This is a genomic window from Tatumella citrea (assembly GCF_002163585.1).
Lineage (GTDB): Bacteria > Pseudomonadota > Gammaproteobacteria > Enterobacterales > Enterobacteriaceae > Tatumella > Tatumella citrea.
Window position 1 is genome coordinate 245,885 of sequence record NZ_CP015579.1, and the last position, 17,750, is coordinate 263,634.

General features: G+C 50.5%; 19 protein-coding genes. 7 read left to right on the plus strand and 12 right to left on the minus strand.

Annotation, left to right across the window (positions count from 1 at the left end; all coding sequences use genetic code 11):
• Nucleotides 1-45 precede the first annotated feature (45 nt).
• The 3 genes from nlpI (at nt 46) to A7K98_RS01315 (ending at nt 2,991) form a co-directional block, all read left to right on the plus strand.
• Nucleotides 46-930, plus strand: coding sequence for a lipoprotein NlpI (gene nlpI, locus A7K98_RS01310; RefSeq protein WP_038016971.1), 885 nt, complete (start codon nt 46-48; stop codon nt 928-930).
• 104 nt (nt 931-1,034) lie between these two features.
• Complete coding sequence (gene yrbN / locus A7K98_RS21700) at nt 1,035-1,091, plus strand: protein YrbN (RefSeq protein ID WP_156994705.1); 57 nt, start codon at nt 1,035-1,037, stop codon at nt 1,089-1,091.
• A gap of 16 nt (nt 1,092-1,107) precedes the next feature.
• A complete protein-coding gene (locus A7K98_RS01315) occupies nt 1,108-2,991 on the plus strand; it encodes a DEAD/DEAH family ATP-dependent RNA helicase (RefSeq protein WP_087486933.1) in 1,884 nt (627 codons plus the stop codon).
• Between the two features lie 115 nt (nt 2,992-3,106).
• Here the strand turns inward: A7K98_RS01315 and A7K98_RS01320 are convergent, their stop codons facing one another.
• From A7K98_RS01320 to ubiU, 3 genes are all read right to left on the minus strand, one after another.
• Nucleotides 3,107-4,117 (minus strand): luciferase-like monooxygenase, encoded by a 1,011-nt coding sequence (locus A7K98_RS01320; protein WP_087490316.1) that lies wholly within the window; start codon nt 4,115-4,117, stop codon nt 3,107-3,109.
• Nucleotides 4,118-4,209: 92 nt separating this feature from the next.
• A complete protein-coding gene (locus tag A7K98_RS01325; protein ID WP_087490317.1) occupies nt 4,210-5,112 on the minus strand; it encodes a U32 family peptidase in 903 nt (300 codons plus the stop codon).
• An 8-nt stretch (nt 5,113-5,120) separates the two neighbouring features.
• Nucleotides 5,121-6,116: a ubiquinone anaerobic biosynthesis protein UbiU gene (ubiU, locus tag A7K98_RS01330; protein ID WP_087486934.1), complete on the minus strand. Its 996-nt coding sequence runs from the start codon at nt 6,114-6,116 to the stop codon at nt 5,121-5,123.
• A 153-nt stretch (nt 6,117-6,269) separates the two neighbouring features.
• Here ubiU and ubiT point away from each other — a divergent pair, with 153 nt between their 5' ends.
• Both ubiT and A7K98_RS01340 read left to right on the plus strand, forming a co-directional pair.
• Nucleotides 6,270-6,794 (plus strand): ubiquinone anaerobic biosynthesis accessory factor UbiT, encoded by a 525-nt coding sequence (ubiT, locus tag A7K98_RS01335; protein WP_087486935.1) that lies wholly within the window; start codon nt 6,270-6,272, stop codon nt 6,792-6,794.
• Nucleotides 6,788-7,288 (plus strand): GNAT family N-acetyltransferase, encoded by a 501-nt coding sequence (locus tag A7K98_RS01340; RefSeq protein WP_087486936.1) that lies wholly within the window; start codon nt 6,788-6,790, stop codon nt 7,286-7,288. The genes ubiT and A7K98_RS01340 overlap by 7 nt, the downstream gene beginning before the upstream one ends.
• Here the strand turns inward: A7K98_RS01340 and A7K98_RS01345 are convergent.
• Nucleotides 7,279-7,572 (minus strand): GIY-YIG nuclease family protein, encoded by a 294-nt coding sequence (locus A7K98_RS01345; RefSeq protein ID WP_087486937.1) that lies wholly within the window; start codon nt 7,570-7,572, stop codon nt 7,279-7,281. The genes A7K98_RS01340 and A7K98_RS01345 overlap by 10 nt on opposite strands.
• 81 nt (nt 7,573-7,653) lie before the next feature.
• Between A7K98_RS01345 and A7K98_RS01350 the strand changes: the two genes are divergently transcribed.
• Nucleotides 7,654-8,082: a YhbP family protein gene (locus A7K98_RS01350; protein ID WP_087490318.1), complete on the plus strand. Its 429-nt coding sequence runs from the start codon at nt 7,654-7,656 to the stop codon at nt 8,080-8,082.
• A gap of 415 nt (nt 8,083-8,497) precedes the next feature.
• A complete protein-coding gene (locus tag A7K98_RS01355; protein ID WP_087486938.1) occupies nt 8,498-9,700 on the plus strand; it encodes an acyltransferase family protein in 1,203 nt (400 codons plus the stop codon).
• A gap of 44 nt (nt 9,701-9,744) precedes the next feature.
• Here A7K98_RS01355 and nrdG read toward each other — a convergent pair whose 3' ends face one another.
• The 8 genes from nrdG to argF all read right to left on the minus strand — a co-directional run bounded on the left by nrdG (nt 9,745) and on the right by argF (nt 17,713).
• Nucleotides 9,745-10,209 carry an anaerobic ribonucleoside-triphosphate reductase-activating protein gene (nrdG, locus tag A7K98_RS01360; protein WP_087486939.1) on the minus strand — a complete coding sequence of 155 codons (465 nt, stop codon included), beginning with the start codon at nt 10,207-10,209 and terminating at the stop codon, nt 9,745-9,747.
• A gap of 4 nt (nt 10,210-10,213) precedes the next feature.
• Complete coding sequence (gene nrdD, locus A7K98_RS01365) at nt 10,214-12,352, minus strand: anaerobic ribonucleoside-triphosphate reductase (protein ID WP_087486940.1); 2,139 nt, start codon at nt 12,350-12,352, stop codon at nt 10,214-10,216.
• A gap of 186 nt (nt 12,353-12,538) precedes the next feature.
• A complete protein-coding gene (gene ridA, locus A7K98_RS01370) occupies nt 12,539-12,925 on the minus strand; it encodes a 2-iminobutanoate/2-iminopropanoate deaminase (RefSeq protein ID WP_087486941.1) in 387 nt (128 codons plus the stop codon).
• A gap of 78 nt (nt 12,926-13,003) precedes the next feature.
• Entirely contained in the window at nt 13,004-13,468 is a 465-nt protein-coding gene (gene pyrI, locus A7K98_RS01375) for an aspartate carbamoyltransferase regulatory subunit (RefSeq protein ID WP_087486942.1), read from the minus strand.
• Nucleotides 13,469-13,483: 15 nt separating this feature from the next.
• A complete protein-coding gene (gene pyrB / locus A7K98_RS01380) occupies nt 13,484-14,419 on the minus strand; it encodes an aspartate carbamoyltransferase (protein WP_087486943.1) in 936 nt (311 codons plus the stop codon).
• 246 nt (nt 14,420-14,665) lie between these two features.
• Nucleotides 14,666-15,145: an arginine repressor gene (locus tag A7K98_RS01385; RefSeq protein ID WP_087490319.1), complete on the minus strand. Its 480-nt coding sequence runs from the start codon at nt 15,143-15,145 to the stop codon at nt 14,666-14,668.
• A 111-nt stretch (nt 15,146-15,256) separates the two neighbouring features.
• Nucleotides 15,257-16,660, minus strand: coding sequence for a YfcC family protein (locus tag A7K98_RS01390; protein ID WP_087486944.1), 1,404 nt, complete (start codon nt 16,658-16,660; stop codon nt 15,257-15,259).
• Between the two features lie 48 nt (nt 16,661-16,708).
• Complete coding sequence (argF, locus tag A7K98_RS01395) at nt 16,709-17,713, minus strand: ornithine carbamoyltransferase (protein WP_087486945.1); 1,005 nt, start codon at nt 17,711-17,713, stop codon at nt 16,709-16,711.
• Nucleotides 17,714-17,750 lie beyond the last annotated feature (37 nt).

Genomic DNA, 17,750 nt, shown 5'->3' on the forward strand with positions numbered 1-17,750 from the left:
GATGACAGGATGTTCATCCTAATGTTTGTATTCGGGAGTGGGATAATGAAGCCTTTTTTACGCTGGGGTTTTGTTGCGACAGCTTTGGTGCTGGCAGGATGCAGCAGCTCTAATTGGCGTAAGAATGAAGTTCTTGCCGTTCCTCTGCAACCAACATTGCAGCAGGAAGTTATTCTGGCGCGTATGGAACAAATTCTTGCCAGTCGTGCCCTCACCGATGATGAACGCGCACAGCTGTTATATGAGCGCGGAGTGTTGTATGATAGTTTAGGTTTGAGGGCACTCGCACGGAACGATTTTTCCCAGGCGTTGTCTATCAGACCAGATATGCCAGAAGTATTTAACTATCTTGGTATATACTTAACGCAGGCAGGTAATTTTGATTCTGCCTATGAAGCGTTTGATTCTGTACTTGAGCTTGATCCAACTTACAATTATGCGCATTTAAACCGTGGTATCGCCCTCTATTACGGCGGTCGATACAAGTTAGCGCAAGATGATCTGCTGGCGTTCTATAAGGACGATCCTAATGATCCTTTTCGTGCACTTTGGCTTTATCTCGATGAACGCGAGATGAATGCAGACAAAGCGAAAGTAGCGCTCAAACAGCGCTATGACTCGGCGAATAAAGATCAATGGGGATGGAATATTGTCGAATTCTACCTGGGCGATATCAGTGAAAAAACACTGATGGAGAGACTCCAGGCGGATGCTACCGATAACACCTCGCTCGCTGAACATCTCAGTGAAACCAACTTCTATTTAGGTAAGTACTACCTAAGTCTGGGGGAGAAGGACAACGCAGAAGCGTTGTTCAAACTGGCGGTTGCCAACAACGTGAATAACTTTGTTGAACACCGATACGCATTGTTGGAACTGGCTGAACTTGGCCAGGCACAAGACGATTTATCAGAATCCGACCAGCAATAGCTGACGTTTTTTAACGCCCTTTGTTTATGTTTCCTGTCATCCTTCGGGGTGAGGGGCGTTTTATTCGTCAAAAACTTCTAATTTGAGCCGGTTCACACTTTTCAATGAAACTAACTGCAAGTTTTCATGACGAGTTATGTAGACTGGCCGCCGTTATCTAAGAGGCACGTGTACTACATGACTGATATTCAAACCACTTTTGCTGATCTGGGCCTTAACGAATCCATTTTGTCTGCTCTTAACGACATGGGATACGTTAAACCATCGCCTATCCAGGCGGCCTGTATTCCTCACCTGCTGGAAGGCCGTGATGTTCTGGGTATGGCTCAGACCGGTAGTGGTAAAACAGCGGCATTCTCTTTGCCATTGCTGAACAACATTGATCCTGCCCTGCGCGCACCACAAATCCTGGTGCTGGCCCCGACCCGTGAGTTGGCGGTGCAGGTAGCAGAAGCTGCAACTGAATTTTCTAAACATATGCGCGGCGTTAACGTACTGGCCCTGTATGGCGGTCAGCGTTATGACGTACAGCTGCGCGCACTGCGTCAGGGACCACAGATTGTTGTCGGTACCCCGGGTCGTCTGCTGGACCACCTGAAACGCGGTACCCTGGATCTGTCTAACCTGCGTGGTCTGGTTCTGGACGAAGCTGATGAAATGCTGCGTATGGGCTTTATCGAAGACGTTGAAACCATTATGGCGCAGATCCCTGACGGGCATCAGACGGCACTGTTCTCTGCAACTATGCCGGAAGCGATTCGTCGTATCACTCGTCGCTTTATGAAAGATCCACAGGAAGTACGTATCCAGTCAAGCATCACCACTCGTCCGGACATCAGCCAGTCTTACTGGACTGCCTACGGTCGTAAAAGTGATGCTCTGGTACGTTTCCTGGAAGCTGAAGATTTTGATGCGGCAATTATTTTTGTCCGTACCAAAAATGCAACTCTGGAAGTTGCCGAAACTCTGGAACGTAGCGGTTACAACAGTGCTGCACTGAACGGTGACATGAACCAGTCACTGCGTGAACAGACTCTGGAACGCCTGAAAGATGGTCGTCTGGATATCCTGATTGCTACCGACGTAGCAGCACGTGGTCTGGATGTGGAACGTATCAGCCTGGTGGTTAACTATGATATTCCACTGGATGCAGAATCTTACGTTCACCGTATTGGCCGTACTGGTCGTGCGGGTCGTGCCGGTCGTGCGCTGCTGTTTGTAGAAAACCGTGAGCGTCGTCTGCTGCGTAACATCGAACGCACTATGAAGCTGACTATTCCTGAAGTTGAGCTGCCTAATGCAGAACTGCTGAGCAGCCGTCGCCAGACTAAATTTGCTGAACGTGTTCAGCAACAGCTGGAAAGCAGCGATCTGGATCAGTACCGTGCTCTGCTGCAGAACCTGTCTCCGCAGGAAGATCTGGATATGGAAACTCTGGCCGCAGCACTGCTGAAAATGGCACAGGGCGAGCGTCCGTTAATCGTTCCTGCTGATGCACCACGTCCTCCGCGTCGTGAGTTCCGTGAGCGTGATGAGCGTGGCAGCCGTGATCGTGATGATCGTCGTGGCAGCCGTGATGGTGACCGTCCACGTCGTGAGCGTCGTGATGTTGGCGATATGCAGATGTACCGCATTGAAGTGGGCCGTGACGACGGTGTTGAAGTTCGCCATATCGTTGGCGCTATCGCTAACGAAGGTGATATCAGCAGCCGTTACATTGGTAACATCAAACTGTTTGGTACTCACTCAACTATCGAACTGCCAAAAGGTATGCCGGGCGAAGTCCTGCAGCACTTTACCAAGACTCGTATTCTGAACAAACCGATGAATATGCAGCTGATTGGTGATGCGCCTCAGTCTTCCCGTGAACCTCGTCGTGGTGGCCGTGATGGCGGACGCGATGGTGCACGTGAAGCTGGTCGCGAAGGCGGACGTCGTTTCTCAGATCGCCGTGAAGGTGGTCGTGAAGGCGGACGTAGTTTCGGTGGCAACCGTGAAGGTCATCGTGGTCAGCGTCGTGAAGAAGGTGCAGCACCAGCTGCCCGTCGTCGCGAATACTAATCACGAACTGACTAACAACAGGGGCCGTTCTTCGGTCCCTGAGTAAGTCAGACAAAAAAGCGATGGTGAAAACCATCGCTTTTTTTATGTCTGGTGATTATCTGTCAGGAATTTTTTACAGTGATTGTGCGGCAGCCATCGCCAGCGAGAACGAATAGATACGTGCGTCAATATCAAAGATTTGTCCGTTAACCATCATCTCATCTGCCTGATATTGCTGCTGGAGTGATGCCAGTCCCTGAGCTACCGAAGCCTGATCGCCCACCAGTGACATTCCCAGAGCACGGTCAACACCGTATTTTTCTGCCGGTGACCAGATATGGTCCATATTTTCGACCGGGACCGGTAACGGGCCAGGCATCCCACGGCGCAGATTAATAAACTGCTGCTGCTGTGAGGTGAACAGATAACGCGCCCTTGCTTTACTCTCGGCAGCAATCACATTCACTCCGATCATAACGTAAGGCTCTGCCAGTCGTGCTGACGGGCGGAATTTTTCCCGGTACAGAGTTACTGCCTGAGACAGCATATCCGGAGCAAAATGAGAGGCGAAAGCAAACGGCAGCCCAAGATGTGCAGCCAGTTGTGCACTGTAAAGGCTGGATCCCAGCAACCATAACGGAATCTGTAGTCCGGTGCCAGGTACCGGCTGAACATCAAAATGGCTGCCTGCCGGCGCATCAAACCAGCGGATCAGCTGTTCAATATCCTGTGGAAAGCTGTCTTCTGCGCTGCCACTCATATGGCGGCGCAAAGCCATCATGGTTCGTTGATCAGAACCCGGGGCACGACCGATGCCTAAATCAATCCTGCCCGGATATAAAGTCGCCAGTGTTCCGAACTGCTCTGCTATCACCAGCGGCGCATGGTTAGGTAGCATGACACCGCCTGAACCGAGGTGCAGGTGTTGAGTATTTGCGGCGAGATAGCCAATCAGTACCGAGGTCGCCGCGCTGGCAATCCCGGTCATATTATGGTGCTCTGCCAGCCAGTAACGATGATATCCGGCAGACTCGGCAAATCTGGCTAATGCCAGTGAATTGGTAAACGCGGCACGCGGATCAGACTGTTCCGGAATCGGAGATAGATCCAGTACCGAAAGTTTGAAGGGCTTGAGGTCAGACATATTCATACCTTTATCACACCGGGATCTCTGGCGTATTACCGGCAGAGTGATGCAAAACGCATCACTCCCAATGTATCGGTTTTTCTGTCGGATCAGCTAAGCGGATTGTGCCCCGTCTCTGTCTGCAACGCCATTCCTTCAATATTTCGCCAGTAGCCATTACTGTGTTCTGAACCTGCGAGATCAAAGGGCATTGTCCCGTTCAGGTTTTCTCTGAACTGTTGTATCAGATCCGGAGTTTGCATATCTTCCGGCGACAAACGGAACACATCGACCAGTGACTGCATCCCTTTTTGCTCATTACCCAGGTGATAGCAATAGCCACTCATGGTCTGAATACCGTTCAGTACAAATACCTGCTGTCCCTCCTGAGAAAGAACAGTCCTGCCTTGCGGATAGCTAAGACAACAGGTTTCACAATGGTCTTTGTCACGGTTTTCAGATCGGGCAGTAAAGCAGCGTGCCGATAAAGCCAGTGGCAGATGACCATAGCCAAACACTTCTACTTCAAACTTATCTCTGAAACCTGCATCTTCACACTCACTCAGCAGGCTTGCCAGCCAGTCGCGGGATAATTCTACCGGCATGCACCAGCGCACCATCCCTTGTTTCAGCAATATTTTCAGACTGCCAGCGTTATAAATATTAAGTGCATGCCCCGCAACAAACGGCAGCTTGTTCTCAGCAGCTAGATTTACGGTCCCCATATCACTGGCTTCAATCATAAACTCCCCGTTACTGACATAGCGTTTCAGCTCTTTCAGCTCTGAGGGTGATTGCAGTAAGGATAAGGTACTCAGAACCACCTGTTTACCGGCAGCCGCCAGCTGACGGGCTATCTCCATCCATTGGCTAAAAGAGGTGGCACGTCGCTTACTGCATACTGCTTCACCGAGATAGATAATCCCTGCATCGCTGGCAGCCGCAGCACGATAAAATTGGTTCAGTGTATCGGTTGGCCAGTACCAGAGCACCGGCCCGAGGGCATATTTCATGGTGGATCCTATTGCCATTGGCGGTGCAGGGCACCGAGGGTCGTTTGTGTTCCTTCGGCCAGCTCGCCCAGTTGTTGCATCCAGCGGGGATCAATGGCAAAGCTATCGGGAGCGCGCAGGCAGCTGTCAATTGCCTGACGCCATACCGAAGATACCTGACGCACATAGGCCGGACTGCGCTGGCGACCTTCGATTTTTACCGACACAATACCCATTCGTTGTAGTTCCGGCAGCAATGCCAGAGTATTCAGGCTGGTAGGCTCTTCCAGGACATGGTATCGCTGTCCATCCACCTGATAGCGACCTTTACACAGTGTTGGGTAACCGGCATTTTCCTGTGGACTGAACCGGTCAATCAGTACGTTATTAAGCCGTGATTCCATACCCTGAGCCGTATCTTCCCAGCGGACAAATCTGGCCGGAGAGCAGGCACCTACCGTGTTCGGGGATTCGCCGGTCATCCAGGAGGAAAGGTAACAGCGGCCTTCGGCCATAATGCACAGGCTGCCAAAGGCAAAGACTTCCAGCGGGACTGTGGTTTCGCGTGCCAGTTGCCGGACCTGGTGCAATGACAATACCCGCGGTAAAACTACACGATGCACAGAAAATTCACGCTGATAAAAGCGGATGGCTTCACTATTAGTCGCAGAAGCCTGAACGGACAGGTGACGTTCAGTGTGCGGATAGCGGGTACAGGCGTAGTCGAGTAGTGCCGGATCAGCCATGATTAATGCATCAGCACCGCTATTGACTGCGATATCTACTGCCTGCTGCCAGCGTTTGAAACCGCCGGGGTGAGCAAAGGTATTAATGGCAACATGCAGTTTCTTACGTTGCTGATGCAGATATTTTGCAGCCTGCTCCAGCCGTTCAGGGGTGAAATTCAGCCCGGTAAAATGCCGTGCATTGGTATCGTCTTTCAAGCCGACATACACTGCGTCGGCACCGTTTTCCGCCGCTGCTTTCAGCGCGGGCAGGTTTCCTGCCGGACACAACAATTCCATACGTATCTCCAGATAAAAGCCGGTGGAAAAGTGTAGGGAAATTTATCAGCCTGAAAGTTGATTCAGGGCAGTGTATTACCGGATATTCAAAAAAATCGCCGTCCGGGCAGATAAGATAGCGTTTCTTTTTTGAGACCAAAGGAAGGGAAAGTTATGCTGCAACGGTTACATCATCAGCTGGTTACCGGGCTCCCGAAATTACTGGCAGGCCCGCTGGCTATTCTGCCGTTTTCATGCAAGAAAATGTTCCTGAGACAACTGATTAACTGGCAATATCAGCAGTTGATTGCGGCCGGTGAGATAGACTTTCTGCAAGACCGACGGCTGGGGATTGATATCCGTGATTTGCATCTGCAATGGGTGATGACTCTGCAACAAGGTCGAATCGCTATCACCGATGATACAGTCGCGGATGTCTGGTTCAGAGCAGGAATTAATGACCTGATACTACTCGCGGCAGGCCGGAAAGACCCGGATATGTTATTCTTTCAACGCCGGTTGATAGTTGAGGGAGATACAGAATTGGGATTAGCGGTAAAAAACCTGATGGATGCTATTGAACCTGAGTCTATGCCGGTGCTATTACGTAACGGGTTGCAGCATCTGGCTGCATTTACAGAAGCAGGAATGACACAGGACGCCAGCGTTATTACGGTGCGCGAAGAGAACTCATGCTAATTCGTACTGAAATTGGTATTGATGCACCAGGCATCGACCGTTTATTAAAAGACCGTTTCCCGTCAGAGCAGGAAGCTGCACGTGTCAGGGAGCTGCGTGAGCAGGGGTTGCTTACCCTGGGAGTTGTTGCGACAGATGATGAAGGGCAGGTACTGGGATATGCTGCATTTAGCCCTGTCACTTCAGATGGTGAAGACAGTGGCTGGGTCGCGTTGTATCCGCTCGCAGTGAGCCGTGAGTTACAGCATCAGGCACTTGACGAACAACTGGTCTGCGAAGCCCTGGATACTCTGAATGAATTTGGTTACAGCGCAGTCATTGCTGAAAACAACATGGACTGCCTGACTTCGGTCGGATTTACTGCCTCACAGGGGCTGAGTTATCAGTGCCCGACGGGTCATTTGCAGCAAACTTTGCTGGTTTACCCGCTGGCAAACGGTCCTACTGATACGATCAGTGGAGAACTGCAGTTTTCCGCGCCTTTTTACGGCTGATCTGTCAGCCAGAGTGACAGATTGTCGGGTTGTTGCTCCACCAGTAGCAGTTTATCTGCCCGTGGCCGTTGTTTAAGCCGGTATTCAAGTACCGATGCCCGGGACCGGTCACCGGCAGGGCACTGGAAAACCAGAGTCAGCGGCCCTTTACCCCGCAAGGCTTTTGCGCCGGTACCCCGCTGATGCTGCAAAAAACGCCGGGCAACATCAGTCGTGATCCCGGTATACAACGCACCTGATGCGGTACGCACGATGTAAAGGAACCAGCAATCTTCTGTCTGCATCTTTTTTCCGTCCTGATCAGAGCAGGCAGTGTAGCGTGCTGTTTGTAACGATGCCATGAGTGAGTGGCTAAGGTTCTGAATTTGTCTGATTTAACACATTGCATAGACTATCTGAAAAAACACCATGTTCTGACTTTGTGCGCCGGGAATGGTGAAACGTTGTGGGCTGCGAATTGTTTTTATGTTTTCGATGAACAGAGTGTCTGTTTCTGGCTAATGACCGAAGACACTACCCGCCACGGGCAGTTGATGTTGGAAAATCCACGCGTAGTCGGTACAGTCACGACACCTCCTAAATCAGTCATGCTGATAAAAGGAGTTCAGTACGCAGGTGAAATTTTCCGCCCGGAAGGGCAACGAGAGCAGCAGGCATTAGCCAGTTATCAGAAGAAATTCCCGATAGCCAAAGCCATGAAAGCCCCGTTGTGGGAAATTCGCCTCGATGAGCTGAAAATGACTAACAACACTCTTGGATTTGGTAAAAAAATCCACTGGCAGCGACCTTCCTGACGGATTCTGCTCTGTTCCTTCCTGACGACATAACGATCTTTAGCAAGGTCGTTATGCCACAATCCCGGGGCTTTTCCGCTACACATTTCTCCGTTCTGCCACGTACTTTCCTCTCGTGCGAAGTTGCATTTATTTAACAAAAAATAAATTTATAGCATTCATAAAGATAAATAATATTAACTAATTTCATTTGCAATCACCGCCAGTGTTATATATTAGTTAATTACCGGAAGCCAGTGGTTAGCCGTGATTCCTGATGTATCCTAAATAATTTACTATAAAACTTTTCCTGCCTGAGCAATCAGGCACTGTGAGCAATTCGCCTGCGCAATGTAAAACAGTAATTTATCTCATTATTTAATGTTTTTTAAACAATGATTTATTCACATACATCTGTTTTGAGGAAGGGGGATATATGCAAAACAGTACATCTTCAGAGCAATCAGCCTGGTCACCGACTGCGCATCATATCGTTCAGCGTAATGAGAAGGGAATGCTACCGAACCTCACGGCACTGAACGGGATCCGTTTTATTGCAGCGTTCAGTGTTTTCCTGTTCCATTCGTCGATTGGCATTGTATTGGGCCCATTTTCGGACCCGACGATCAGTCAATGGTTTTATACTATTTTCAGTAAGGCTGGCTGGGTCAGTGTTTCTATGTTCTTCATTCTCAGCGGCTTTGTCATGGGCTGGTCATCGCGACCGGTTGATCATCCGATTCGTTTTTATAAGCGGCGTTTTGCAAAAATATATCCGGTGAATGTGGTCGTCATGCTGATCATGGTGCTGGCCGGGCTCATCAGTTTTCACCGGCCGGATATCTGGTTGCCTAATTTGCTGCTGGTACAAACCTGGATTCCAAGGGCAGAAAACTACATCGGCGGGAATACGCCCAGCTGGTTCCTCTGCGCAATTATTCTGTTCTATATTATTTTCCCGGTAGTCTATCGGTGGGTAAAAGCGATCCCGGCAGATAAATTGTGGACCACAATTTTCCTCTGTTATGCAGGAATGATCATCAGCCAACTGGTCATTTACTATTTCACCCATAATGAAACACCGCTGCCAGGCTGGCCGTTCAAAGTAGGTGAAATACAGTGGTGGATTTCTTACACCTTCCCGCTAACCCGCGTGTTTGAGTTTGTTATCGGGTTAGTACTGTCGAGGATTATTCTTGAGGGATATTTTATTCGGATCAGCACTGTCACCAGTACCTTACTGCTGGCGGCGAGTTATGTGATTGACGAATATCTGCCATTTCAGTTCAGCTACAACCTGATTACCCTTTATCCGCTGATTTTCCTGCTGGGATCGCTGACGGTGGGTGATATACAGGGAAAACGTTCGTTTGTGAATTTGCCAGTCATGCAGTGGCTGGGCAATATCTCGTACGGCTTTTACATGATCCACTTTTCTGTGCTGATGCTGCTGAAGCGTTGGGTCGGTGATACGCCGCATAATTTTCTGCAAGGTATCCTGCTGTTAGCACTGGCCGCTGCGATAAGTATTCTGCTGGGCTGGGCGCTGTATAAATTTGTGGAAATCCCTTGTGGGAATTACCTTAACTCACGGGTAAAAGCCAAAAAGGTTCAGCAACCGATGAGTGAAGCCGGTTAACGTTCAGCACACTAACTTACCCTGCCCCTGAAAAGGGGCAGGGGTCAACGCAGATACCAGATACGCTGGTTTTTACTGCCACGCCATTTGAGTGTCAGGTCTTTCTGGCTTTCTATAAATTTCCCGTCGATCAGCACATTAATTTGCCGGGTGATGTTGCGCTGCGCATCGCTCAGCCAGTGAAAACGGTAGCCGGTCCATAACCAGATATCTTTGTCCGGACATTCTTCTGTCACCCGGGTGACCAGTTTCAGCACCGCACTCAGATTGGCCGGATGTAACGGATCACCACCAGACAGTGATAACCCCTGACGGCGAATCCGGGTATCGTTCAGATCGGCAATAATCTGATCTTCCAGCTGGTGGGTAAACGGGTGGCCGGAATCCACCCGCCAGGTCGACTGGTTGTAACACCCCCGGCAATGATGTTCGCAGCCAGCCACAAATAACGTACAGCGGGTGCCGGGACCGTTAATCACATCCAGTGGATAGTAACGGTGGTAGTTCATCACACTACCCCAGGATACTGTTCTGCAAATGTTTCACCCGGCGTTTTACTTCTTCCTGTTTACCGGCATTAAACGGTCTGGCATCCGGGCTGCCGAGATATCCACAAACCCTGCGGGTGACAGATACCCTGGCAGGATTGTGATTGCCGCATTGCGGGCAGGTAAATCCTTTGCTGGTACAGTTAAATTCACCTTTAAAGCCGCAATCGTAGCACTCATCAATCGGGGTATTGGTGCCATAGTAAGGAACCCGGGAATAGCTATAGTCCCACACATCCTCCAGGGCTTTCAGGTTATGGCGCAAGTTGGGATATTCGCCATAACAGATAAAACCACCGTTAGCGATTTCCGGATACGGGGCTTCAAAATCAATTTTGTCGTATGGATTTGCCGTTTTTTCCACATCCAGATGGAAACTGTTGGTGTAATAACCTTTGTCGGTCACGCCAGGAATTACACCAAATTCGGCGGCATCCAGCCGACAAAAACGGTCACACAAATTTTCGCTGGGAGTACTGTAGAGGCTGAATCCGTAACCGGTATCGGCTTTCCATTGATCGGTCGCCTGACGTAACCGGCTGACGATAGCCTGTGCTTTTTGTTGCAGCTCAGGGGAATCAAACAGATGTTGCTGGTTGCCGGTCAGGGCATTAATAGTTTCATGCAACCCGATATAACCCAGAGAAATGGATGCACGGCCATTACGGAAAATTTTACCGACTTTCTCATCCGCCTGTAACCGGACGCCGCAGGCTCCCTCCATATACAGAATAGGGGCCACCCGCGCACAGGTATTTTCCAGCCGACTGATGCGTGTCATCAGCGCCTGCCGGGCAATCTCCAGCCGGTTGTCCAGCAGAGACCAGAAGCGGGTTTCATCTCCCTCAGCCTGCAATGCGATTCGCGGCAGATTCAGGCTGACTACCCCAATATTGTTTCGCCCTTCGTGGATCTGCTGGCCATTTTCTTCATAAACACCAAGAAAACTCCGGCAGCCCATCGGGGTTTTAAATGAACCGGTCACTTTCACGACCTGGTCGTAATTCAGAATATCCGGATACATCCGCTGACTGGCGCACTCCAGAGCCAGTTGCTTGATGTCATAATTAATATCTTCCGGGCGATAATTTACCCCTTCCCGAATCGCGAACACCAGTTTAGGAAAAACTGCGGTTTTATGATTTTTCCCCAGCCCGTTAATCCGGTTCTGCAGGATGGATATCTGTATCAGTCGCGAAGCCCGGGAGGTGCCCAGCCCGAAACCAAAGGTGACAAAGGGCGTCTGACCATTGGCAGTGTGCAGGGTATTTACTTCATATTCCAGCGACTGGAAAGCGTCAAAACACTCTTTACGGGTTCTTGCATCGGCATAGCCTTCAACATCCTGAATTTGCCATTCACGGGCAATTTCGCGGTGGCGTTGCAGACTGGCTTCGACAAAAGGAGCCAGTACTTCGTCAATCCGGTTGATGGTGGTACCGCCATAAATATGGCTGGCCACCTGGGCGATGATCTGAGCGGTGACTGCAGTAGCGGTGGCTATCGATTTCGGCGGGGTTATCTCGGCATTACCCATTTTAAATCCGCGGGTAAGCATGCCCTGCAGATCGATCAGCATGCAGTTAAACATCGGGAAGAACGGGGAGTAATCAAGGTCGTGATAATGGATATCGCCGCGATCATGAGCCTGCATCACGGCAGCAGGTAAAATATGCTGCCTGGCGTAATGCTTCGCAACAATCCCAGCCAGCAAATCTCTCTGGGTCGGAATGACTTTGCTGTCCTTATTCGCATTTTCGTTCAGCAGGGCGGCGTTAGTCTGTTCCACCAACCCCTGGATTTCCTGATGCAGGCGACCGCGCTGTTCCCGGGCTTTATCGCGATCATGACGATATTCAATATAGCTTCTGGCGATGGCGGGGTAGCTGCCAGCCATTAAGCTGTTTTCGACGCTATCTTGTATCCGGCTGATATCCAGCACCGGATACTGCCGGAGCTCTTCACATATCTGTGCCGTTATTGTTTCGCAATAGCGATCATCTGCCACGCCCGCTGCCTGAGCCGCAGCACAAATCGCGTTGAAGATCCTCTGGCGGCAAAAAGGTACCTTGCAGCCATCCCTTTTAATGACGAAGTTATCCATCTGATTCACCCATATATGGTGTTTTTTGTCATTCTAAACACAACATCTAGTGTTTTCTGTGGAATAGTTGGCTGAAGTTTGATTCAGAACAAAGAAGCGCGGAACAGTGATGAAGGGGAAGAGGAAATTATTGGGACAGAGGTTGATGACAGTCCCGGCAACAGGGCCGGGAACAGCGTACCGAAATTAGCGACGAACAGCGATCGCTTCGATCTCGATTTTCACATCTTTCGGTAAACGAGCCACTTCCACACAAGAGCGTGCCGGGAAACCCGCCTGGTGCTCAGTAAAGAAGGCTTCATAGGTCGCATTAACGGTAGCAAAGTCATTTAAATCTTTGACGAATACGGTGGTTTTCACAATATCACCGACAGTCAGACCAGCCTGCTCAATAATCGCCTTCACATTAGCCAGAGACTGGCGGGTTTGTGCAGCGACATCTTCTGCAACGTCACCGGTGGCAGGATCAACAGGGATCTGTCCGGAGGTAATGATCATATTGCCGAGATCGACAGCCTGTACATACGGGCCGATAGCGGCAGGCGCTTTATCTGTGCTGATGACGCGAGACATAAATTCCCCTTAATGATAGTTCAGAGGGCAAAAAGCCCTCCGCCGATGTTTTTCCCATTATAGAAGGGTCAGTGATGATTACCAGTGCCCGATAACAACATGATGTGCAAATTCTTTTTCACAGTATTTGCACTTCAGAGAGATATCCTGCGCCCGCTGGCGGACCGTAAATACGGAATGAACCGGCTCATTATGGCTAATGCAGTTACTGTTCGGGCAGGCCAGCACCCGTTCAATACGCTCCGGCAGTGCCGGGATTATTTTGGCGACCACATCATAGTTATCGATCCGGTTAACCGTGGCGTGTGGTGCGTAGATAGCCAGCTGGTTAATCTGGTCATCAGTCAGAAAAGTATTTTCGATTTTGATCAAATCTTTGCGCTGCATTTCGCCGGAGGGCAGATTCAGGCCAATGGTAATGCGTTGATCGGTTTCGGTCAGGCGAAACAGTGACAACAGGCGGAAGCCAACACGGGCAGGGATATGGTCAATCACCGTGCCGCATTTAATCGCTTCTACCTGTAATTTATTATCCTGAGTCATGGCTGTCTCTCCCCGTTATGCTGTCAGTTGTTCGTTGAGTACTAATGCCAGCAACGCCTGGCGGGCATGAATACCGTTACCTGCCTGCTGGAAGTACCAGGCATGTGGAGTGCTGTCTACATCGGTATCAATTTCATCTACTCGTGGTAGTGGATGCAGCACTTTCATGGTTTTGCGGGCACCGGTCAGATCGGCCGCCCGTAACACAAACTGCGCCTTAACGTTGGCATACTCTGACGGGTCCAGGCGTTCTTTCTGTACCCGGGTCATATATAAAATATCAGTCTCTGGTATCACTTCTTCGATAGAGGCATGGCGGGACCAGGTAATACCTTTTTCATCCAGTAAATCGGTAATATAGGATGGCATCGCCAGAGCATCCGGGGCGATAAAGAAAAAGCGATTGTTGCTGAATTTGGCTAATGCCTGAGTCAGTGAATGAACGGTACGTCCGTATTTCAAATCACCGACCATGGCAATATTCAGATTATCCAGCCGTTGTTGTGTTTCGCTGATGGTAAACAGATCCAGTAGCGTCTGGGTGGGGTGCTGGTTCGCACCATCACCGGCATTCAGCACCGGAATATCACCGGAGAATTCGGTTGCCAGCCTCGCAGCGCCTTCCTGCGGATGGCGCATAACAATGGCATCCACATAGGTGCTGATCACCGAAATAGTGTCCGCCAGAGTTTCGCCTTTTTTCCCTAAAGAGGTGTTTCCGCCGTCAGCAAAACCGACTACCGAGGCACCTAACCGATGGATAGCTGTTTCAAAGGATAACCGGGTGCGGGTGGAAGCCTCGAAGAAGCAACTGGCAATGACTTTATGTTTCAGCAGCTCCGGTTGGGGAGAGGCTTTCAGCCGTGCTGCGGTGTCCAGTACCAGTTCCAGCTCTTCGCGGCTCAGGTCGTTGATAGAGATAATATGCTTTCGATAGAGAGGGTTAGCCATGAGTTATATCCTCGGCACGAGCGGATGACGGGCAAAAAAAAGCCCCTGAAACAGGGGCTTTAACAGAATAGGGGTCTGCACAGGAAAAAAAAGGGCTACCACCCGCAACAAGGCGGATACGGGAATCATATTGTGTCATGATTTGTGGCATGCTTTTCCCCGGCAAATTTCCGCGCATTATACCGGCCTGACAATTTCTGACAAGAGCCGCAGACGGCTAATCCCGTTTTCGCGTTCGCTTCCCGGTTACCCGGCACTGAGAAGATGGCGAATTTGCTGAAAAAGAGGACCTATCTGCTGACGATGTGCCGGGGCAATCCAGACATTATCACTGCCGGCCACCACTCCCATCATCTGTGGCAGATGCTGGCAATCGAGAACTCTTGCCACCGCACGTCCATAACCGGCCGCAGTATGTACCAGAATAAACTCCTGATTATGTACGATATCCACCACCATTTCGGCAATGGTTCGGCTTGCCCCTGGCAAAGGTTGAATCAGGGGATTAAGGGTATAAATTCGCTGCCCACGGCTGTTACGAATTTTAATCACCCCCAGGGTTTTCAGTAATCTGGAGATGGTGGACTGGCTGACCATCGGAAAACCCGAACGCCGGACATCCTGGCGTAATGCTTCCTGGGAAATATAGCTGTTTTGCAGAATCAGCCGCTGACAGAGTGCCAGTTGCTGCAGTTCTCTGCTGGTGGCGGGCGAGGTAATAGGCATAAAAGACATCTCCATTGTCGGGCCTGATGATATCTGCCGGCCGAAGATAATCTGTGCCGGCAGAGACTGCCTGAATACTCTGATTCCTGGTATCAGGCAGTACGCTGGCCGCTATAGTAACGCGGAGATGCTGAGCAGAACTATGTTCATAATCACAAGAATAGCCAGTAGCGGAGCCACCCATTTCAGATAACGGATATAAGGGACTTTAGCGATAGCCAGCCCACCCATAACCACACCGGAAGTAGGAGTCATCAGATTAACCAGCCCTGAGGCTGACTGATAAACAGTCACCACCAGATCACGGCCGGTACCGGCAAAGTCAGCCAGCGGCGCCAGAATTGGCATGCTGAGTACCGCCAGTCCTGAAGATGAAGGGATAAGGAACGAAAGTACCACTTCAATCAGCCAGGTGACATTAATAAACACCACCGACGGTAGTCCGCTGACCAGTTGCTCGGCGGCATTCAGCAGTGAATGGGTAATCATGCCGTTATCCATGATAACCACAATGCCACGGGCAATACCGATGATTAGGGCAACCCCCAGCAGGTCCCGGGCACCATCAATAAAAGTAGAGGTAAAGTTCTCCTCACTCATCCGTGCCACCAGCCCGACCAGAATCGAAGCCGCAAGGAACATGGCTGAAATTTCGGCCATCCACCAGCCTTTTACCGAAACGCCATAAATCATAACCACAAAGGCCACGGCAAACAGGCCAAGAATTATTTTGCGTGTCAGGGTAAAAGGTAACGGCTCATCACTCTGCTGAGATAAAAAGTAACGCCGGTTTTCTTCGGCATTATCGGCCAGCAGTGACAGCTGAGGATTTTCGCGCACGCTAATGGCATAGCGGCGTACCCACCAGACGCATACCAGCCAGCCACTGATAAGCATGATAATGCGCAGCGTAATACCGTCAGTAAAGGGTATTCCGGCGGCATTCGCGGCAATCACCGTGGCGAACGGATTAATCGTGGAACCCAAAGTACCGATACCTGCGCCCAGCAGTACCGTTGAGGCGGCGACCAGCGGGTCAAAACGGGCGGCCATCATCACCGGAACCAGCAGTGAGTAGAACGGTAACGACTCTTCAGCCATTCCGTAAATCGTGCCACCTAAAGCAAACAGCCCCATGAGTATCGGGATCATCCACTCTTCTTTGCCCTGCAGTTTCAGGGTAACCCGTTGTATCCCTGCATCAATCGCGCCTGTTTTATTTGTGACACCGAGAAATCCGCCGATGATCAGGATAAACAGCGCGACATCAATGGCGCCAGCCTGGCCGGTCCGGTGGTCCCACAGACCGTCGATTGGAGCTAACAGAATATCGCTGAGGCCTTGCGGACTGGGGGCTACAGTATGGTAAGTCCCGGCGACCGGTACTTCTTTGCCCAGACTTTCATTCATCGCCATCTGATACTGCCCGGCAGGGATTAGCCAGCTAAGGGCTGCCACCAGAACAATCAACGCAAACAGGATGGTATAAGCGGAGGGGAATTTAAAGGTCTTCATTACACTCTCTCCCGGACAGGTACGCCATGATGGCGTACCTGTGGTCAGTTAGTCTGCCAGGGTTGCGACCATCACCGCTTTAATGGTGTGCATCCGGTTTTCTGCTTCATCAAACACAATAGAGTGTGCTGACTCGAAAACTTCTTCCGTGACTTCCAGTCCTTTCAGGCCATAAGCCGCTTCGATCTCACGGCCGACGGTGGTGTGTTCATTATGGAAGGCAGGCAGACAGTGCATAAATTTCACCGACGGATTTCCGGTAGCTTCAATCACTTGCTGATTAATCTGATACGGTGTCATCAGGCTGACACGCTGTTCCCAGGCCTCTTTGGCTTCGCCCATCGAAACCCAGACATCGGTATACAGGAAGTCCACGCCTTTCACTCCCTCGCTCACCGATTCAGTCAGGCTGATTTTGGCTCCACTGGTGGCGGCAATAGCCAGGCATTGCTTCACCAGTGCCTCATCGGGCCAGAAAGAGCGTGGAGCAACCAGCCGGATATCCATCCCCATGATAGCGGCACCGACCATCAGTGAATTTCCCATATTGTTACGGGCATCACCTAAATAGGCAAAGCTCAGAGAAGACAGCTCTCTGCCCGGAGCATGTTCCTGCATGGTCATCAAATCGGCCAGAATCTGAGTAGGATGGAACTCATCGGTCAGTCCGTTCCAGACCGGAACTCCCGCGAATTCAGCCAGTTCTTCGACAATATGCTGACCAAAACCCCGGTATTCGATACCGTCATACATCCGGCCCAGAACTCTGGCGGTATCTTTCATCGATTCTTTATGGCCTATCTGAGATCCGGAAGGGCCCAGGTAAGTGACACAGGCGCCCTGATCGAATGCTGCGACCTCAAAAGCACAGCGGGTTCGGGTCGAGCTTTTTTCAAAAATCAGCGCAATATTTCTGCCGCTAAGTTTCGGTTGTTCGATGCCCTGTTGTTTATCCTGTTTAAGCTGACGGGCCAGACCCAACAGGTAATGGATCTCTTCGGCGGTGTAATCCAGCAGTTTCAGAAAATGGCGTTGTTTCAGATTCACTGACATATCAAAGTCCTTATTTTAATTATCCGTAGGCCGGTTG